Annotated in this window: 16 protein-coding genes; 8 read left to right on the top strand and 8 right to left on the bottom strand. The window is 61.3% G+C overall.

What is annotated here, in order from left to right; translation table 11 throughout:
* The first annotated feature begins 178 nt into the window (after positions 1–178).
* Positions 179–874: an HAD-IA family hydrolase gene (locus tag M5B98_RS24750; protein WP_007960113.1), complete on the top strand. Its 696-nt coding sequence runs from the start codon at positions 179–181 to the stop codon at positions 872–874.
* A 76-nt stretch (positions 875–950) separates the two neighbouring features.
* Here M5B98_RS24750 and M5B98_RS24745 read toward each other — a convergent pair whose 3' ends face one another.
* On the bottom strand, positions 951–1,697 hold the full coding sequence (locus tag M5B98_RS24745) for a 3-oxoacyl-ACP reductase family protein (RefSeq protein ID WP_248744274.1): 747 nt from the start codon (positions 1,695–1,697) through the stop codon (positions 951–953).
* 125 nt (positions 1,698–1,822) lie between these two features.
* On the opposite strand from M5B98_RS24745, the gene M5B98_RS24740 reads away from it, so the two are divergent.
* On the top strand, positions 1,823–2,764 hold the full coding sequence (locus M5B98_RS24740; protein ID WP_248744273.1) for a LysR family transcriptional regulator: 942 nt from the start codon (positions 1,823–1,825) through the stop codon (positions 2,762–2,764).
* On the opposite strand, the gene M5B98_RS24735 is transcribed toward M5B98_RS24740, so the two are convergent.
* The 3 genes from M5B98_RS24735 to M5B98_RS24725 all read right to left on the bottom strand — a co-directional run bounded on the left by M5B98_RS24735 (position 2,733) and on the right by M5B98_RS24725 (position 6,274).
* A complete protein-coding gene (locus M5B98_RS24735) occupies positions 2,733–3,461 on the bottom strand; it encodes an aspartate/glutamate racemase family protein (RefSeq protein WP_085711883.1) in 729 nt (242 codons plus the stop codon). The two genes, M5B98_RS24740 and M5B98_RS24735, sit on opposite strands and share 32 nt — an antisense overlap.
* A gap of 54 nt (positions 3,462–3,515) precedes the next feature.
* Complete coding sequence (locus M5B98_RS24730; RefSeq protein ID WP_248744272.1) at positions 3,516–5,060, bottom strand: NCS1 family nucleobase:cation symporter-1; 1,545 nt, start codon at positions 5,058–5,060, stop codon at positions 3,516–3,518.
* Positions 5,061–5,539: 479 nt separating this feature from the next.
* The gene (locus tag M5B98_RS24725; protein ID WP_248744271.1) at positions 5,540–6,274 is read right to left on the bottom strand and encodes a phosphoadenylyl-sulfate reductase; all 735 of its coding nucleotides are present in this window, start codon (positions 6,272–6,274) and stop codon (positions 5,540–5,542) included.
* Positions 6,275–6,436: 162 nt separating this feature from the next.
* Between M5B98_RS24725 and thrH the strand changes: the two genes are divergently transcribed.
* Positions 6,437–7,054 carry a bifunctional phosphoserine phosphatase/homoserine phosphotransferase ThrH gene (gene thrH, locus M5B98_RS24720; RefSeq protein WP_248744270.1) on the top strand — a complete coding sequence of 206 codons (618 nt, stop codon included), beginning with the start codon at positions 6,437–6,439 and terminating at the stop codon, positions 7,052–7,054.
* A gap of 41 nt (positions 7,055–7,095) precedes the next feature.
* Here thrH and pabB read toward each other — a convergent pair whose 3' ends face one another.
* The 4 genes from pabB to M5B98_RS24700 form a co-directional block, all read right to left on the bottom strand.
* Positions 7,096–8,439, bottom strand: coding sequence for an aminodeoxychorismate synthase component I (pabB, locus tag M5B98_RS24715; RefSeq protein WP_248744269.1), 1,344 nt, complete (start codon positions 8,437–8,439; stop codon positions 7,096–7,098).
* A 108-nt stretch (positions 8,440–8,547) separates the two neighbouring features.
* Positions 8,548–9,534 (bottom strand): alpha-L-glutamate ligase-like protein, encoded by a 987-nt coding sequence (locus tag M5B98_RS24710; protein ID WP_085711889.1) that lies wholly within the window; start codon positions 9,532–9,534, stop codon positions 8,548–8,550.
* Positions 9,534–11,069 carry an inactive transglutaminase family protein gene (locus tag M5B98_RS24705; RefSeq protein WP_085711890.1) on the bottom strand — a complete coding sequence of 512 codons (1,536 nt, stop codon included), beginning with the start codon at positions 11,067–11,069 and terminating at the stop codon, positions 9,534–9,536. Before M5B98_RS24705 ends, M5B98_RS24710 begins: the two co-directional genes overlap by 1 nt.
* Positions 11,070–11,074: 5 nt before the next feature.
* Positions 11,075–11,611, bottom strand: a complete 537-nt coding sequence (locus M5B98_RS24700; protein WP_065258027.1) for an ATP-dependent zinc protease — start codon at positions 11,609–11,611, stop codon at positions 11,075–11,077.
* Between the two features lie 298 nt (positions 11,612–11,909).
* On the opposite strand from M5B98_RS24700, the gene M5B98_RS24695 reads away from it, so the two are divergent.
* The 5 genes from M5B98_RS24695 (at position 11,910) to prpF (ending at position 18,591) form a co-directional block, all read left to right on the top strand.
* Positions 11,910–12,632, top strand: coding sequence for a GntR family transcriptional regulator (locus tag M5B98_RS24695; protein WP_169432611.1), 723 nt, complete (start codon positions 11,910–11,912; stop codon positions 12,630–12,632).
* The gene (gene prpB, locus M5B98_RS24690; RefSeq protein ID WP_085711892.1) at positions 12,629–13,519 is read left to right on the top strand and encodes a methylisocitrate lyase; all 891 of its coding nucleotides are present in this window, start codon (positions 12,629–12,631) and stop codon (positions 13,517–13,519) included. Before M5B98_RS24695 ends, prpB begins: the two co-directional genes overlap by 4 nt.
* A 43-nt stretch (positions 13,520–13,562) precedes the next feature.
* Positions 13,563–14,690 carry a 2-methylcitrate synthase gene (gene prpC / locus M5B98_RS24685; RefSeq protein WP_134825990.1) on the top strand — a complete coding sequence of 376 codons (1,128 nt, stop codon included), beginning with the start codon at positions 13,563–13,565 and terminating at the stop codon, positions 14,688–14,690.
* A 61-nt stretch (positions 14,691–14,751) separates the two neighbouring features.
* A complete protein-coding gene (gene acnD / locus M5B98_RS24680) occupies positions 14,752–17,346 on the top strand; it encodes a Fe/S-dependent 2-methylisocitrate dehydratase AcnD (protein ID WP_248744268.1) in 2,595 nt (864 codons plus the stop codon).
* A 54-nt stretch (positions 17,347–17,400) separates the two neighbouring features.
* A complete protein-coding gene (prpF, locus tag M5B98_RS24675) occupies positions 17,401–18,591 on the top strand; it encodes a 2-methylaconitate cis-trans isomerase PrpF (protein ID WP_248744267.1) in 1,191 nt (396 codons plus the stop codon).
* Positions 18,592–18,612: the final 21 nt, after the last annotated feature.

The following is an 18,612-nucleotide window of genomic DNA, read 5'->3' as shown; positions in this document are numbered from 1 at the left end:
AATTCGTCAGGCAAGTAGGCGATGTCTGTAGGGCAATTCTCTAAATGCGATTCGGCGGACAACCGACATTGCCCGTTGCTCAATCTCGGCCGCGATCGTTATGCTGCTGAACCCTTTAATCAGATCCGAGCAGCGGTACCCGATGCCGCCTGGGATGTTTTTGATAACGGATCCGATGATGAATGCACCGCTGAAGGCGTTCGGCCCGATCAAGGCCGTGATTTTCGATATGGACGGTTTGCTGCTGGACACCGAGGGCATCTACACCGAGGTCACCTCGCTGATTGCCGAGCGTTATGGGCGCACCTTCGACTGGAGCATCAAGCAGAACATCATCGGTCGCGGTGCCGGCGATCTGGCGCGCTATGTGGTCGAAGCGCTGGATCTGCCGATCACCGCCGAAGAGTTTCTGGTGATTCGCGAGCCGCTGATGCGTGAGCGTTTTCCCACCGCGCAAGCGATGCCGGGCGCCGAGGAATTGATCCGTCACCTCAAGGCGCACAACATTCCGATTGCCGTCGGTACCAGTTCGTCGCGCCAGTCGTTCGGTCAGAAAACCACGTTGCACCGCGACTGGTTTGCGTTGTTCGACTTCATCGTCACCGCTGACGACCCGGAAGTCGGCGCGGCCAAACCGGCGCCGGACATTTTCCTCACCGCCGCTCGCCGCCTCGGTGTGGCGCCGGAAGATTGTCTGGTGTTCGAGGATTCGCCGTTCGGCGTGACGGCGGCGAAAGCGGCAGGCATGACCGCCATCGCGATTCCCGATGCCGCCATGGCCGATGAAAAATACGCACACGCCGACGGGATTCTTCGTACGTTGAAAGCGTTCACGCCGAGTGCCTGTGGGTTGCCGGCGCTGGACTGGGCCTGATCAAACCGCAAACATAAAAACGCCGCCCCTCTGTTAAAGGAGGGGCGGCGTTTTTCGTTATCGAGAATCTGATCAATCAGGCGCCGAAACCACCGTCGATGCTCAGGCTGGCCCCGGTGATGTAACCGGCCTCCGGGCCTGCGAGGTAGGCGACGAAGCTGGCGATTTCCTCGGCTTTGCCGTAACGACCGACTGCCATCAGCGGGATCAGGCTTTCGGCAAAATCGCCGTGGGCCGGGTTCATGTCAGTGTCCACCGGGCCGGGCTGCACGTTGTTGATGGTGATGCCCCGTGGGCCGAGGTCGCGGGCCAGGCCTTTGGTCAGGCCCACCAGCGCGGATTTGCTCATCGCATACACGCCGCCACCGGCGAAGGGCATGCGGTCGGCGTTGGTGCTGCCGATGTTGATGATGCGCGAGCCTTCGCCCATATGTTTGGCGGCTTCCTGGCTGGCGATGAACACACTGCGCACGTTAATTGCCAGAGTCTGGTCGAAGTCTTCCAGTTTGAAGTCTTCCAGCGGGGCGACGGCCAGTACACCGGCGTTGTTGACCAGAATGTCGAGGCGGCCAAAGGTTTCGACGGTCACGTTCACGGCGTTGCGGATGGCACCGGCATCGGCGCTGTCGGCCTTGATCGCCAGAGCTTTGCCGCCGGTGGCGGTGATGCTGTTTTGCAGTTCTTCAGCCTTGGCGGCGGAGCTGACGTAGGTGAAGGCAACCGCGGCGCCTTCGGCGGCCAGACGCTTGACGATGGCGGCACCGATGCCGCGAGAGCCGCCTTGAATCAGAGCGACTTTACCGTTGAGGTGTTGAGTGGTCATGTTCGATCTCCAGAAATTTCAAGGCAGGCTGCCTTGGTGTGGTGTCGAGTATCTGCCCCTCGCCACCGGGCGAGTAGACCGTGGTTGCTATAGTCTGTGTAAACCAAAAGTTTGGAATGGCGGCCATGGAAACCTTCAGCAGTATCGAATGCTTCGTTCGCAGCGCCGAAGTCGGCAGCTTTGCCGAGGCCGCGCGACGCCTGAGCCTGACACCGGCCGCCGTGGGTAAAAGCGTGGCGAAACTGGAAGCGCGCCTTGGCGTGAGGCTGTTCCAGCGTAGCACCCGTCGGTTGACCCTGACGGAAGCGGGGCAATTGTTTCTGAGTGAGGTCAGCGGCAGTCTCACCACCATCCAGAATGCCGTGAGCAATCTGGCCAGCGCCGGCGGTCAACCGGCGGGTACGCTGAAAGTCAGCATGGGCACGGTGTTCGGCCGCTTGTACATCGTGCCGCTGCTGGGGGAATTCCTGACAAGGTTTCCGGCGATCAACCCGGACTGGCACTTCGATAACCGACAGGTCGATCTGATCGGCCAGGGATTCGATGCGGCGATTGGCGGCGGCTTCGAGCTGCCCCAAGGCGTGGTGGCGCGCAGGCTGACGCCGGCGCATCGGGTGTTGGTGGCTTCGGCGGATTATCTGGATCGGCACGCGCCGATCAGCGAACCGGACGACCTCAAGTTGCACGAGGGCATCCTGATCCGCTCGCCGCAGACCGGTCGTGTGCGTTCCTGGCAGTTGACCCATCGCACCCGGCAACACAGCCCGTTGACCCTCACGGCGCGAATGACCATGAGCGATTCCGAAGCCGCCTGCGCCACGGCGGCGCAGGGACTGGGGATTGCGTTGGTGAGCATGCCGTTTGCCGTCGGCTATCTGGAGGCGGGAACGTTACAGCGGGTCTTGCCCGACTGGTACGTCGACGACGGCAACATCTCCATCTATTACGCCGAACACAAACTGTTGCCGGGCAAGACCCGGGCGTTTGTCGATTTCATCATCGAACAGTTTTCAACCCTGGGTCTTGCAGAGCGGTTCAACGCGCAAAACGTGCTGGCCAACCGATGATGGTTTTCGGCCGTGGCGTCGCATACGTGCGCACCTTGGAGGTCGACAAGCCCAGTCGAACCAGCGACTCGGCGATGGTCACGGCAGCAGTGACGCCATCGATCACTGGCACCCCGGTGCGCTGACGGATCTTTTCATCGAGCCCTGCCATGCCGCCGCAACCGAGGCAGATCACTTCGGCTTTATCCTGCGTCACCGCCAGTTCGGCCTGATGCACGATGGCCTCCAGCGCTCGCTGAGGTTCGTGTTCCAGCTCCAGAACCGCCAGGCCGCTGGCCCGCACCGAGGCGCAGCGGTCCCACAGGCCTGAGAGTTTCAGGCGATCCTCGATCAACGGCACGGTGCGATCCAGTGTGGTGACCACCGAATAGGCGTGACCCAGAAACATCGCGGTGCTGGCGGCGGCATCGGTGATGTCCACCACCGGCACGTTGAGCAATTCCTGCAAACCTTCGCGACCGTGTTCGCCGTAGCCGGCCTGGATTACTGCGTCGAACGGCTGGTCGTAGGACATCACCCGGTCCATCACGGCGATGGCCGCCAGGTAACTTTCGAAATTGCCTTCGACTGAATCAGCGCCGAAGTACGGCGTCAGACCGACGATCTCGGTGCCGGGGGAGGCGACAGCTTGCGCAGAGCGGGCGATGGCCTGGGTGATGGATTCGGTGGTGTTGACGTTGACCACGAGAATACGCATGGGAAGTCCTTATTACGGTTGGTTCTGCGGCCCCGCGAAGGGCCGCCAAAAGATTCAGTGGCTGACGTTGTCGACGGCGATGGCTTCACCGTCCACGTCGGCGTAGTGCGGCTGGCGTTTGGCGACGATCAGGTAAAGCATCCCGGCGATGCCGGCACCGATCAGCCAGGAGAAGGGCGAAACGCTGTGGAAGCCCGGCACCAGCGCCAGGACGATGGCGATCAGCGCGGCCGGAATGAACGCCGCCACCGCCCGCAGATTGACCCCGCGGCTGTAGAAATACGCGCCGTTCGGATCTTCGCTGTACAGCTGCGGGACGTGGATCCGGCCTTTGCGGATCAGCCAGTAGTCAACCATGATCACGCCGTACAACGGGCCGAGCAGGGCGCCGAGGCCGGACAGGAAATACACGATCACCAGCGGGCTGTTGTAGAGGTTCCACGGCAGGATCAGCACCGCAATCGTTGCGCTGATCAGCCCGGCACGGCGGAAGGTCAGGTACTTCGGCGCCAGATTGCTCAGTACGAAGGCAGGGGCGACGAAGTTGGCCATGATGTTCACCGCCACGGTGACAATCAGGAACGCCAGGCAACCGAGCACCAGAAAGAACGTGTTGGGGATCGACGCGATGATCTCGGTCGGGCTTTCGATGATCCGCCCGTTGATCTGAAATTGCGCGCCGCACAGCAGGACGGTGATCCCGGCGAACACCAGAATATTTACCGGCAGGCCCCAGAAGTTTCCGATCTTGATGGTTTTGCGGCACGGCGAAGAGCGGGCGAAGTCGCAGAAGTTGAGGATCAGCGTGCCGTAGATCGCCAGCCACAAGGCGCCGCCAGCAAAGATGTTGCGCCACATCTCGCCGCCGGTCAGCGGCTCGCGGATCGACCAGGCAATGGTCGCGTTGGCCTGGGTGTACATCCACCCGGCGAGGCAGGCGACGGTCAGCAGAATCACCGGACCGGCGAAGGCTTCGTAGCGGCGGACCATTTCCATGCCATAGGCCAGAATTCCCAGTTGCACGAACCAGATCGCTACGAAACACACCCAGCCCAGACTCGACAGGCCAAGGATCGAGTTGTGGTCGTAGTCGGCAAATCCGGGATGGATCGCCGTGAGCAGTACGCGGAATACCACCGACGCCAGGTACGTCTGAATCCCGAACCAGGCGATTGCGATCACCGCCCGGATCAACGCAGGAATCTGCGCCCCGTGAATGCCGAAACTGATCCGGCTGATCACCGGAAACGGAACGCCGGTTTTCTGCCCCATGTAGCCCGACAGATTCATGAAGAAATACACCAGCGCCGCGCCGATCCCCAGCGACAGCAGAATCTGCCAGCCGCCCAGGCCCAGGGCGTACAGACCGATGGCAAAGGAATAGTTGGCGATGTTGTGCACATCGTTGGTCCACAGGGCAAAGATGCTGTATTTGCCCCAGCGCCGTCCTTCGACCTTGGTCGGTGCGAGGTCGCTGTTGTGCAGGCGTGGACTCAATTGCAGCGGTTCGGCGATGCCGTCACCGGGCGCGGTGTGGTCGAGGGTTGAGGAGGAGGGCAGATTCAGCGCGATGTTGTTGTTCGAAAGACTCGTACGCATTCCGGCAGGCTCCTGATGTTCGGGCCGCGATGACTGTGCATGAGCGCTCAGGCTCGGCAGATCTTCGTCGCGGCGGTGAAACATCACTGGTTACGGGGCATCTGCAGCCTGTACGGGATAGGGCGCTTCAGGCTTGCGGATCGAAAGTGTGGGTTCATGTTTTGCAGTTTTGTATACAAAACATGTATGCACTTAAGCCAGATCTGTGCCAGTTGGTGATCTATGCGCAGCCACTCTCATTTCGAAAAGTTATCGAAGATCACTAAGTGGTTGAAAATAAGTGGTTATAAATTGACCGATTGAACAGGTATTTATTTTTCGGAAGGGATTTTGGCGGACGCCGGAAGGGATCGCTTTGGCAGCGGGATGTAACTTTTCAGGGCGCGGAAATGAAAAGTGCACACATAAATGGCACCGATGGTGACATTCGTGTGTACACATTTTTCATGTCTGGCAGAGACAACTGTGGGACGAGCGGTTTACGCCTTGCTGATGATATTCCCGGCGTGCAACCCGCATTCTTTCTGGGTCGCTTCTTCCCACCACCAGCGGCCTTCGCGCTCGTGCTGGTTTGGCAGGACAGGGCGGGTGCAGGGTTCGCAGCCGATGCTGATGAAACCGCGCTCATGCAGGCTGTTGTACGGCAGCTCCAGCATGCGGATGTAGCCCCAGATTTCCTCGCTGGTCATCTGCGCCAGCGGGTTGAACTTGTACAGGGTGCGCTCCGGGGTGGAGAACGCGCTGTCGATTTCCATCACTGCGACGGCACTGCGGGTACCGGGGCTCTGGTCGCGTCGCTGGCCGGTGGCCCAGGCTTTGACGCCGGACAGTTTGCGGCGCAGCGGCTCGATCTTGCGGATGCCGCAGCACTCGCCATGGCCGTCCTTGTAGAAACTGAACAGGCCTTTTTCCTTCACGAACGGTTCAAGTTTCGTGTAGTCCGGCGACACCAGCTCGATCTCGATCTTGTAGTGCTCGCGCACCTGATCGATGAAACGGTAGGTTTCCGGGTGCAGACGGCCGGTGTCGAGACTGAACACCTTGACGTTCTTGTTCAGCTTCCAGGCCATGTCCACCAGCACCACATCCTCGGCGCCGCTGAAAGATATCCACAGGTCATCGCCGAACTCGGTGAATGCGAGCTTGAGGATGTCCTGGGCGGATTTGTTGGCATAGGTCGTGGCGAGTTCCACGACGTCGAACGTTGGGCTCATCAGGGCGGCTTCCTACAGGTCGGTGGCGCTGGGCGCTCTATATGGCGGCGATGTTAACAAAAAGCAACGCCCGCCGGGGCGGCCTCTGCGTTGCATGGTCCAGGTCAAGCCGCTAGAGTTCGGGCTCGCTCGACTCAATAAACATTACAAACGGAGTGTTCTGTGGAAATTGCCTGTCTTGATCTTGAAGGAGTGCTGGTACCGGAAATCTGGATCGCCTTCGCCGAAAAAACCGGAATCGAATCGCTCAAGGCCACCACCCGGGACATTCCCGACTACGACGTGCTGATGAAGCAACGCCTGCGCATTCTCGACGAACATGGCCTGAAGCTTTCGGATATTCAGGAAGTGATCGCCACCCTCAAGCCGCTGGACGGCGCGGTGGAGTTCGTCAACTGGCTGCGCGAGCGGTTTCAGGTGGTGATTCTGTCGGATACGTTTTATGAGTTTTCCCAGCCGTTGATGCGCCAGCTGGGTTTCCCGACCTTGCTCTGCCACCGACTGATCACTGACGACAGCGGGCGGGTCACGGGCTATCAGTTGCGTCAGAAAGATCCGAAGCGTCAGTCGGTCCTGGCTTTCAAGAGCCTGTATTACCGGGTGATTGCGGCAGGGGATTCCTACAACGACACCAGCATGCTGGGCGAAGCGGATGCGGGAATTCTGTTCCATGCGCCGGATAACGTGATCCGGGAATTCCCGCAGTTTCCGGCGGTGCATACGTTTGCCGAGTTGAAGCAGGAGTTTCTCAAGGCTTCGAACCGCGATTTGAGCCTGTAAGTCATGCTATGGCGAGGGCGCAACCGCCCTCGCCGCAAGCGTCAGAGGTTCTGCAAGGTTTCGAGCAGAACTCTGACCTTGGTAATCGATTCCTGATACTCCGCCTGCCAGTCCGAATCGGCGACGATCCCGCCACCACCCCAGCAGCACACCTGCCCATCCTTCACCAGCAGACTGCGAATGGCGATGGAGCTGTCCATCTCGCCACGCACGTCCAGGTACAGCAACGAGCCGCAATACAAACCACGTCGGGTCGGCTCCAGTTCATCGATGATCTGCATCGCACGAATCTTCGGCGCACCGGTGATCGAGCCGCCGGGGAAGCTGCCGGCGATCAGGTCCAGGGCATCGCGATCATCCGCCAGCTCACCGGTCACGCTGCTGACCAGGTGATGCACGTTCGGATAACTTTCCAGGCTGAACAGCTCCGGCACCCGCACGGAGCCGATGCGGCAGGTGCGACCCAGATCGTTGCGCAGCAGGTCGACGATCATCAGGTTTTCCGCGCGGTCCTTGGGGCTGGCCAGCAGTTCGGCGGCGTTGGCGGCGTCTTCGGCCGGGGTCGCGCCACGGGGGCGGGTGCCTTTGATAGGGCGTGTCTCCACCTGACGCTGGCTGACTTTGACAAAGCGCTCGGGCGAGAGACTCAGCACCGCGTTGCCGTCAGGCAGGCTCTGGAACCCGGAAAACGGCGTCGGGCAGGCCTCGCGCAATTTGCAGTAGGCCAGCCATGGGTCACCTTCACACGGCGCGCGGAAACGCTGGGCGAAGTTCACCTGATAGCAGTCGCCGGCCTGGATGTATTGATGAATGCGTTCGAGCGCCTGGCGATAGTCGTCGGCCGAAAGGTCGGCGGTCATCGCCGTGTTCAGCTTGAACGGCGTCAGCTTGGCGGCTACCGGTTGACTGAACAGATCGATCAACCGTTGTTTCTCGCTGTCGCTTACCGACGGGTGAAACACCAGTTGGCTGGTGGCTTTCTGGTGATCGCTGATCAATGCCCAGTCATACAGGCCGAATCGCGCATCCGGCAGTTGCAGATCGTCCAGCGCCTGACTTGGCAGATTTTCCAGATGCCGACCGAAGTCGTAACTCAGGTAACCGATCAGGCCACCGGCGAACGGCAGCTCGTATTCCGAAGGCAGCTGTGCCTCGCCAAGGCGCGCCAGATTTTCCCGCAGACGTTGCAGGAAATCGTCGCCACGCTCGTCCGGCATCACCGCCAGTTGTTCCAGCGGCCAGGCGCTGAGCAAGTCATAACGGCCACGGTCGGCACTCGGCCGGCCGCTGTCGAGCAGCACGGCGCCGGGCGCATGGCGGATTGCCGCGAAATAGTCGGCGGGGTTGCCGTGGTAGGGCAGCGGGTGTACGGAACAGGTCAACATGGGCGGGGCAGATCGGCCATCGAGGCGGGGTGGGGATTGTAGTCCCCTCGGGGAATTGCTCCTAGAGGGGATGTCGGGGATTGGCAGATCGGGGGCCGGTAACGCGACTCAGCCTTCGACCACCGGAATATGCCCGAACAGTTCCTGAGCAAACGCCACGCGCTCTTCAACCGTTTCAGTCACGCCGCGGGTCTTGAGATCTTCCAGATGCGCTTCCACCGCATGGGTCCGTGCCGTCAGCCCGCAGTCATTGGCAATCTGGATATTCAGCCCCGGCCGCGCATTGAGTTCCAGAATCAGCGGGCCTTTCTCCTGGTCCAGCACCATGTCCACGCCGATGTAGCCCAGGCCGCACAGCTCATAGCAACCGGCGGCGAGCCTCATGAAGCCGTCCCAGTAGGGCAGTTGCACGCCGTCCACCGCATTGGTGGTGTCCGGGTGTTTGGCGATGATGTTGTTCAGCCAGGTGCCGCGCAGGGTCAGGCCGGTCGCCAGGTCGACACCGACGCCGATGGCGCCCTGGTGCAGGTTGGCCTTGCCGCCGGACTGCCGGGTCGGCAGGCGCAGCATGGCCATCACCGGGTAGCCCATCAGCACGATGATGCGGATGTCCGGCACGCCTTCGTAGCTGATGCTCTTGAAGATCTGGTCCGGGGTCACCCGATATTCGATCAGTGCCCGGTCGCGGTGTCCGCCGAGCGAATAAAGGCCGGTGAGGATGCTGGAGATATGGTGCTCCAGCTCTTCGTGGGTGAGGATTTTGCCCGACACCGTGCGATAGCGGCCCTCGAAGCGGTCGGCGATGACGATGATGCCGTCACCGCCGGCGCCCTGGGCCGGCTTGATCACGAAGTCGTTACGCCCGCCGATGATCTCGTCGAGCTTGTCGATTTCCTTCTCCGTGGAAATCACGCCATACAGTTCCGGCACATGGATGCCGGCCTTGATCGCGCGCTCCTTGGTGATGATCTTGTCATCGACAATCGGGTACAGACTGCGCTTGTTGTACTTGAGCACGTAGTCCGCGTTACGCCGATTGATGCCCATGATGCCCCGGGCTTCCAGGGCCTTCCAGGTCTTCCAGAAACCGAACATCAGGCGTCAGCCTTCTTCAGGAAAGCCTTGAAGCGCACCAGTTCGGTCAGGCGATAACCGCGATAGCGACCCATGGCCAGCATGAAGCCCACCAGGATCAGCAGGATCGCCGGGAAGGTGAACACGAAGTACACCAGCTCCGGAACGGTCATGATCAGGTGTGCCAGGGACGCCGCGAACAGCGTGCCGATCGCCACTTTCAGCGCATGGCTGGCGCCGCGCTCTTCCCAGGTGATCGACAGGCGTTCGATGGTCATGGTCAGAATCACCATCGGGAACAGCGCCACCGACAGGCCGCGCTCCAGACCGAGCTTGTGGCTGAACAGGCTGATCGCCGCGATCAGCACCACCACGAACGTCAACACCACCGACAGACGCGGCAGCATTTGCAGCTTCAGGTGTTCCAGATATGAACGCAGCGATAACCCCAGCGCCGTAATCACGGTAAACAGCAGGATGCCGAAGCCCAGCTGCGTCTCGCGGAAGGCCAGGGCGATCAGCACCGGGGTGAATGTGCCGAGAGTCTGCAGGCCGACCAGATTGCGCAGGATCAGGATCACCAGCACGCCGATCGGGATCATCACCATGATCATGAACGTCTGCTGGGTTTGCAGCGGCAGGCCGTACAGCGAGTATTCGAGGAAGTTGGCGTCGGTGTTTTCGTCGGTCAGCTTGGCCAGACGAATCGCATTCATCTCGCTGTTGTTCAGGCTGAACGTCACGTTGGCTTTCTTCGCGCCGTCGACGGTGATCAGGTTTTCATCGCCGGTCCACCACAGCAGGCGGTCGGTCGGCAGGCCTTGTTCGCCGGTTTCCGGGTTGAAGTACAGCCAGTCGTTGCCGTTGAAACTGCGCAGCCACAGTTCAGGGGTTTGCGGCTGATCGGCGACGAGGCGGATGGTGTGGACTTTCTCGACAGGAACGTGGGCGATGGACAGCAGCAGTTCGACGATTTTTGCCTTGTGGGCGGTCGACGGGTCGCCGGCCAGCAGCAGTTTTACGTTGTCGTCGTTGGTGTTGTTGACACGTTTGATGGCTTCGCCAATGAAGGTTTCGACGTCGGCCGAGTGCTGGCGGATCGGCGCGAGCAGCGCTTCGGCGGCGATTTTTTCCGGGCCTTCGATGGCCATGCTGTCGCGGAAGGTCGGGCCTTTGACCTTGGTTTTCTCGGCGGTGTAACGCTTGGTCAGCACCAGACGGTAATAAAGGGTCTGGTTGCCCTTGGCCCGGCGCGCCGACCAGGTGACCTTGCGGTTGCCGTCGACACGGTTGACCGCCACACCGTAGTTATTGGAGATGAAGCTTTCATTGAGGCTGACGTAATCGCGGCTCAGGGGCGGCACGAACATCTGGATCTTCACCGGATCCTTGGTGCTGGCGACGAACTCGACCTTGGCGTCGATGTTCCACAAGTCGTCGGTGGCGTCTTCGGTCACCGGGATGCCGAGCACGAAAATCTGATAGGCCGTAACCGAAACGCCCAGGAGCACCAGGATGGTGATCAGGATTTTCAGGTGGAAGGTTAGAGAACGCATGGAAATTACTCGGCGGTATGAGCGGCGATGGCGCAGGCGGGTTTGCCGGCAGCGTATTTAAGACTGGGATCGACCAGCGCATCGAAGCGTTTCAGCGCCTCGGAGCCGATCAAAAGCGGGTATTGGAACGCACTGCGGTCGGTCAGGTTCACTTCGATGCTGCGCATCGCCGAACCCATGCAGATATCCAGCTCGATCACCGGGCGTGCGGTGTACTTCTTGCCTTCTTCCGGGTCGTAGTCGCCGGCGCGGCGCTTGATCTTGCTGACCCGGGCCAGCGGCCGTTCGATCGGGTGCGAATGCGCGGCGTCGATGGCCAGGTAGAAACGCACCCAGGACTCGCCGTTGCGCTTGAAGCGTTTGATGTCGCGGGCGCTCAGGGAGGCGGTCTTGGCCCCGGTGTCAAGTTTCGCCGCCACTTCCAGGTTGATCCCGTCGAGGGCGGCGTACTCGTTGAGGCCGTACACAGTCTTTTCCCCCGCCACAGCCAGGCCGGGCAGGCAAAACAGATAGAAAAAGGTGGGGAAGGGCTTGAGTCTCATAAATCCTGGCGAGCAGCGTTCCGTTCTCGGTTCAGGGCCACGGCATCAGGAGGTCCTGTCTGCGCGCGCCTTCGTGTGCCTATCAGCTTTTTATGACAAGCCGTGCAAGTGACTGGCAAATGCGGGCGGCATTCTAGCACGGTGGTTTTATGGCGCCAGCGCCCGAGCGGGTCTATAACCCTTGGGGTTGTTATTGGGCGTTATTAGACGATTGTCGACAATATCCATTTATCCTTTGACTGGTGCCGGCTGATTCGCTAGTTTTTGCCGCATTGGATTTAAAGGTGTCGACAATATGCTGGATCAACTCGATCCCCCGGTCATCAGCGGTGACGATTCGGAAACCCTGTCCGAAAACGTCTTCCGGCGTATCCAGGCCGCCATCGTCAAAGGCGAAATCGCCCCGGGCAGCAAGATCTCCGAGCCGGAACTGGCGCGCACCTACGGCATCAGCCGCGGGCCGCTGCGCGAGGCGATTCATCGTCTGGAAGGCCAGCGCCTGCTGGTGCGGGTACCGCATGTCGGCGCGCGAGTGGTCTCGTTGAGCCATGCCGAACTGCTCGAACTCTACGAAATCCGCGAATCCCTCGAAGGCATGGCCTGCCGTCTGGCAGCCGAACGCATGAGCGTCGAAGAAATCGACGAACTGCGCCGGGTGCTGGAAACCCACGAGCGCGATGCAGCGTTCCAGGCCGGCGTCGGCTACTACCAGCAGGAAGGCGATTTCGACTTTCACTACCGGATCATCCAGGGCAGCGGCAACCGCACCCTGACCCAGATGCTCTGCGGCGAGCTCTATCAACTGGTGCGCATGTACCGCATCCAGTTTTCCACCACGCCCAACCGCCCGCGCCAGGCCTTTGCCGAACACCACCGGATTCTCGATGCCATCGCCGACCGTGACGGCGAGCTCGCGGAATTGTTGATGCGCCGCCACATCGGCGCCTCGAAACGCAACATCGCCCGTCATTACCAGGACGGCGCCGACAATAAGACAGCCACTGAACGAGGTGAGTCATGAGTTCCAACAAGAGCACTCCAGGCCAGCGTTTCCGCGATGCGGTCGCCAGCGAACATCCGTTGCAAGTGGTCGGCGCGATCAACGCCAACCACGCGCTGCTGGCCAAGCGCGCCGGTTTCAAGGCGATTTACCTGTCGGGTGGCGGGGTGGCTGCCGGCTCCCTCGGCGTGCCGGACCTGGGCATCACCGGTCTGGATGACGTGCTGACCGATGTGCGCCGCATTACCGACGTCTGCGATCTGCCGCTGCTGGTGGACGTCGATACCGGTTTCGGCGCCTCGGCGTTCAACGTGGCCCGTACCGTGAAGTCGATGATCAAGTTCGGCGCCGCGGCGATTCACATCGAAGACCAGGTCGGTGCCAAGCGCTGTGGTCACCGTCCGAACAAAGAGATCGTGACCCAGCAGGAAATGGTCGACCGCATCAAGGCCGCCGTCGATGCCCGCACCGACGACAGCTTCGTGATCATGGCCCGCACCGACGCGCTGGCCGTTGAAGGTCTGGAATCGGCACTGGATCGCGCCGCCGCGTGCATCGAGGCTGGCGCCGACATGATCTTCCCGGAAGCCATCACGGAACTGGAGATGTACAAACTGTTCGCCAACCGTGTGAAAGCGCCGATCCTGGCCAACATCACCGAATTCGGCTCGACGCCGCTGTACACCACCGAGCAGTTGGCCGGAGCGGATGTGTCGCTGGTGCTCTACCCGCTGTCGGCGTTCCGTGCGATGAACAAGGCGGCGGAAAACGTCTACACCGCGATCCGCCGCGACGGCACCCAGCAGAATGTCATTGACACCATGCAGACTCGCATGGAGCTCTACGATCGCATCGATTACCACACCTTCGAGCAGAAGCTCGACGCGTTGTTTGCGGCGAAGAAGTAAGCCGCAACCGTACTCCCTAACAAATTCAAGATTGGAGACAACAATGGCCGAAGCAAAAGTACTCAGTGGCGCCGGGCTCCGGGGCCAGGTTGCCGGGCAAACCGCACTGTCCACCGTGGGCCAGGCCGGCGCCGGGCTGACCTATCGCGGCTACGACGTGCGCGAACTGGCGGCAGACGCACAGTTTGAAGAAGTGGCTTACCTGCTGCTCTACGGAGAGCTGCCGACCAAGGCGCAGCTCGCCGAGTATCAAGGCAAACTGAGCAAGCTGCGCGATTTGCCGCAAGCGCTGAAAGAAGTGCTGGAACGCATCCCCGCCGACGCCCACCCGATGGACGTGATGCGCACCGGTTGCTCGTTCCTGGGCAACATCGAGCCGGAGAAAGACTTCTCCGAACAACGCGACAAGACCGACCGCCTGCTGGCCGCATTCCCGGCGATCATGTGCTACTGGTATCGCTTCAGCCACGACGGCAAACGCATCAACTGCGTGAGCGACGAGCCGTCCATCGGTGGCCACTTCCTGCACCTGCTGCACGACAAGAAGCCGAGCGAACTGCACGTCAAGGTGATGAACGTCTCGCTGATTCTCTACGCCGAGCACGAATTCAACGCCTCGACTTTCACCGCTCGCGTCTGTGCTTCGACCCTGTCCGACCTGTATTCCTGCGTCACCGCAGCCATCGGCTCGCTGCGCGGCCCGCTGCACGGCGGCGCCAACGAAGCGGCGATGGAAATGATCGAGCGCTTCTCGTCGCCGGAAGAGGCGATCAAGGGCACCCTCGGCATGCTGGAGCGCAAGGACAAGATCATGGGCTTCGGCCACGCGATCTATAAGGACAGCGATCCGCGCAACGAGGTAATCAAGGGCTGGTCGAAAAAACTCGCCGACGAAGTGGGCGACAAGGTGTTGTTTCCGGTTTCGGAAGCCATCGACAAGACCATGTGGGAGCAGAAGAAACTGTTCCCCAACGCCGACTTCTACCATGCCTCGGCGTACCACTTCATGGGCATCCCGACCAAGCTGTTCACCCCGATCTTCGTCTGCTCGCGCCTGACCGGCTGGGCGGCACACGTGTTCGAGCAGCGCGCCAACAACCGCATCATCCGTCCAAGCGCCGAGTACGTCGGCGTCGAACAGCGCAAGTTCGTGCCGATCGAACAGCGCTGACCGGGGAGGGCGCCGGTACAGGCGCCCCCTCTTTGAAACTACCGTGACCGAGTCCTGACCGATGAACACAGAATTTCGCAAGAACCTGCCCGGCACGCCGCTGGACTTTTTCGACGTCCGCGCGGCTGTCGATGCGATCCAGCCGGGCAGCTACGACACCCTGCCGTACACCTCTCGCGTGCTGGCGGAAAACCTCGTGCGTCGCTGCGACCCGGCCACGCTCACCGATTCCCTGAAACAACTGATCGAGCGCAAACGCGACCTCGACTTCCCGTGGTTCCCGGCCCGCGTGGTGTGCCACGACATTCTCGGCCAGACCGCGCTGGTGGATCTGGCCGGCCTGCGTGACGCCATTGCCCAACAGGGCGGCGACCCGGCGCAGGTCAACCCGGTGGTGCCGACGCAACTGATCGTCGACCACTCGTTGGCAGTCGAGGCAGGCGGTTTTGACAAGCAGGCGTTCGAGAAGAACCGCGCCATCGAAGACCGTCGCAACGAAGACCGTTTCCACTTCATCAACTGGACCAAGAAGGCGTTCAAGAACGTCGACGTGATCCCGCCGGGCAACGGCATCATGCACCAGATCAACCTGGAGAAAATGTCTCCGGTGATCCAGGTGCGCGACGGCGTGGCATTCCCGGATACCTGCGTCGGCACCGACAGCCACACCCCGCACGTCGATGCGCTGGGCGTGATCGCCATCGGCGTCGGTGGTCTTGAAGCCGAGAGCGTGATGCTCGGCCGCGCGTCGTGGATGCGCCTGCCGGAAAGCGTCGGCGTCGAACTGACCGGCAAGCTGCAACCGGGCATCACCGCCACCGACATGGTGCTGGCGCTGACCGAGTACCTGCGCAAACAGAAAGTGGTCGGCGCGTGGCTGGAATTCTTCGGCGAAGGTGCTTCCGCGCTAACCCTCGGCGACCGCGCGACCATCTCCAACATGGCCCCGGAATACGGCGCTACTGCAGCGATGTTCTACATCGACCAGCAGACCATCGACTACCTGAAACTGACCGGTCGTGAAGACCAGCAAGTGCAACTGGTCGAGCAATACGCCAAGCAGATCGGCCTGTGGGCCGACAGCCTGAAAGGCGCGCAATACGAGCGCGGGCTGACCTTCGACCTGTCTTCGGTGGTGCGCAACATGGCCGGCCCGAGCAACCCGCACGCCCGCGTGGCGGTGTCGGATCTGGCGGCCAAAGGCATCTCCGGGAAATGGGAAGATGTGCCCGGCCAGATGCCCGACGGCGCCGTGATCATCGCCGCCATCACCAGTTGCACCAACACCAGCAACCCGCGCAACGTGATCGCTGCCGGCCTGCTGGCGCGCAACGCCAACAAGCTCGGCCTGACCCGCAAGCCTTGGGTCAAGTCGTCGCTGGCGCCGGGCTCGAAAACCGTGGCGCTGTACCTCGATGAAGCGGGGCTGACCACGGAGCTGGAGCAACTCGGTTTCGGCGTCGTCGCTTTCGCCTGCACCACCTGCAACGGCATGTCCGGCGCGCTGGATCCGGTGATCCAGCAAGAGATCATCGACCGCGACCTGTACGCCACCGCCGTGCTGTCCGGCAACCGCAACTTCGACGGCCGGATTCACCCGTACGCCAAGCAGGCATTCCTCGCTTCGCCGCCGCTGGTGGTGGCCTACGCGATTGCCGGCACCATCCGTTTCGACATCGAAAAAGACGTGCTCGGCGTGGTCGACGGCAAGGAAATCCGCCTGAAGGACATCTGGCCGAGCGACGAAGAAATCGACGCGGTGGTGAAGTCGTCGGTGAAGCCGGAGCAGTTCCGTCAGGTCTACATTCCGATGTTCGCCATCCATGAAGACACCGGCCCGAAAGTCACGCCGCTTTACGACTGGCGCGAAATGAGCACCTACATCCGCCGTCCGCCGTACTGGGAAGGCGCGCTGGCCGGGGCGCGTCCGCTCAAGGGCATGCGCCCGCTGGCGGTGCTGCCGGACAACATCACCACCGATCACCTGTCGCCGTCGAACGCGATCATGCTCGACAGCGCCGCCGGCGAATACCTGGCGAAAATGGGGCTGCCGGAAGAGGACTTCAACTCTTACGCGACCCATCGGGGCGACCACCTGACCGCACAGCGCGCAACGTTTGCCAACCCGAAACTGTTCAACGAAATGGTCGTGGAAAACGGCAAGGTCAAGCAGGGCTCGCTGGCCCGTGTGGAGCCGGAAGGCCAAGTGATGCGCATGTGGGAAGCCATCGAAACCTACATGGAACGCAAGCAGCCGCTGATCATCATCGCCGGCGCCGACTACGGCCAGGGTTCGTCCCGGGACTGGGCGGCCAAAGGCGTGCGTCTGGCGGGTGTGGAAGCGATTGCCGCCGAAGGTTTCGAGCGCATTCACCGCACCAACCTGGTGGGCATGGGCGTGTTGCCGCTGGAGTTCAAACCGGGCACCGACCGCAAGACCCTGGGCATCGACGGCAGCGAAACCTACGACGTGATCGGCGAGCGCACGCCGCGCGCCGACCTGACGCTGGTGATCCATCGCAAGAACGGCGAACGCGTCGAAGTGCCGGTGACTTGCCGCCTCGACACCGCCGAAGAAGTGTCGATCTACGAGGCCGGCGGCGTGTTGCAGCGCTTCGCTCAGGACTTCCTCGAAGAGTCGGCGGTTGCCGTTTAAATCAACTGATGTGGGCATGGGACTTCAAGTCCCATGTCTTCGTTAAGGAGCACCATGGCTCACGCACCGCAAATAAAAATCCCCGCCACCTACATGCGTGGCGGCACCAGCAAAGGCGTGTTCTTCAGCCTGAAAGATCTGCCCGAAGCCGCGCAGATTCCCGGCCCGACACGCGATGCTTTATTGCTGCGGGTAATCGGCAGCCCCGACCCCTACGACAAACAGATCGACGGCATGGGCGGCGCCACCTCCAGCACCAGCAAAACCGTGATCCTGTCGAAAAGCATCAAGGCCGATCACGACGTCGATTACCTGTTCGGTCAGGTGTCCATCGACAAGCCGTTCGTGGACTGGAGCGGCAACTGCGGCAACCTGTCGGCGGCGGTCGGCTCGTTCGCCATCAGCAACGGTCTGGTAGACGCCAGCCGCATTCCGCACAACGGCGTGGCAGTGGTTCGCGTGTGGCAGGCCAACATCGGCAAGACCATCATCGCCCACGTGCCGATCACCAACGGCGAAGTTCAGGAAACCGGCGATTTTGAGCTCGACGGCGTGACCTTCCCGGCCGCCGAAGTGCAGGTCGAATTCATGGACCCGGCGGCGGAAGAAGAGGGCGGCGGTGGTTCGATGTTCCCCACCGGCAATCTGGTCGACGAACTGGAAGTGCCGGGTGTCGGCACGTTCAAGGCGACCATGATCAACGCGGGTATCCCGACGATCTTCGTCAACGCCGAAGACATCGGTTACACCGGCACCGAATTGCAGAGCGCGATCAACAGCGATCCGAAAGCGTTGCAGATGTTCGAGACCATTCGCGCCTACGGTGCGTTGCGCATGGGCCTGATTTCCAACCTCGATGAAGCCGCCAAGCGTCAGCACACGCCGAAGGTGGCTTTCGTGGCCAAACCTGCGGATTACGTGGCGTCCAGTGGCAAGGCGATTGCCGCCGGGGATGTGGATCTGCTGGTACGGGCGTTGTCGATGGGCAAGTTGCACCACGCGATGATGGGTACGGCGGCGGTGGCGATTGGCACCGCCGCAGCCATTTCCGGCACCTTGGTGAATCTGGCGGCCGGCGGCGTTGAACGCAATGCCGTGCGGTTCGGGCATCCGTCCGGGACGTTGCGTGTGGGGGCTGAGGCCAGCCTTGAAAATGGCGAATGGGTTGTGAAGAAAGCGATCATGAGCCGTAGTGCGCGGGTACTGATGGAAGGTTTCGTCCGCGTGCCTGGAGATTCGTTCTAACGCACAGTCGCTGAGAGCGAA

Source organism: Pseudomonas sp. MWU12-3088 (assembly GCF_023242405.1).
In the GTDB taxonomy this organism is placed as follows: Bacteria; Pseudomonadota; Gammaproteobacteria; order Pseudomonadales; family Pseudomonadaceae; genus Aquipseudomonas; species Aquipseudomonas kribbensis.
The sequence above is the reverse complement of the archived record's forward strand: the minus strand, read 5'-3'. Positions and strand labels throughout refer to the sequence as shown.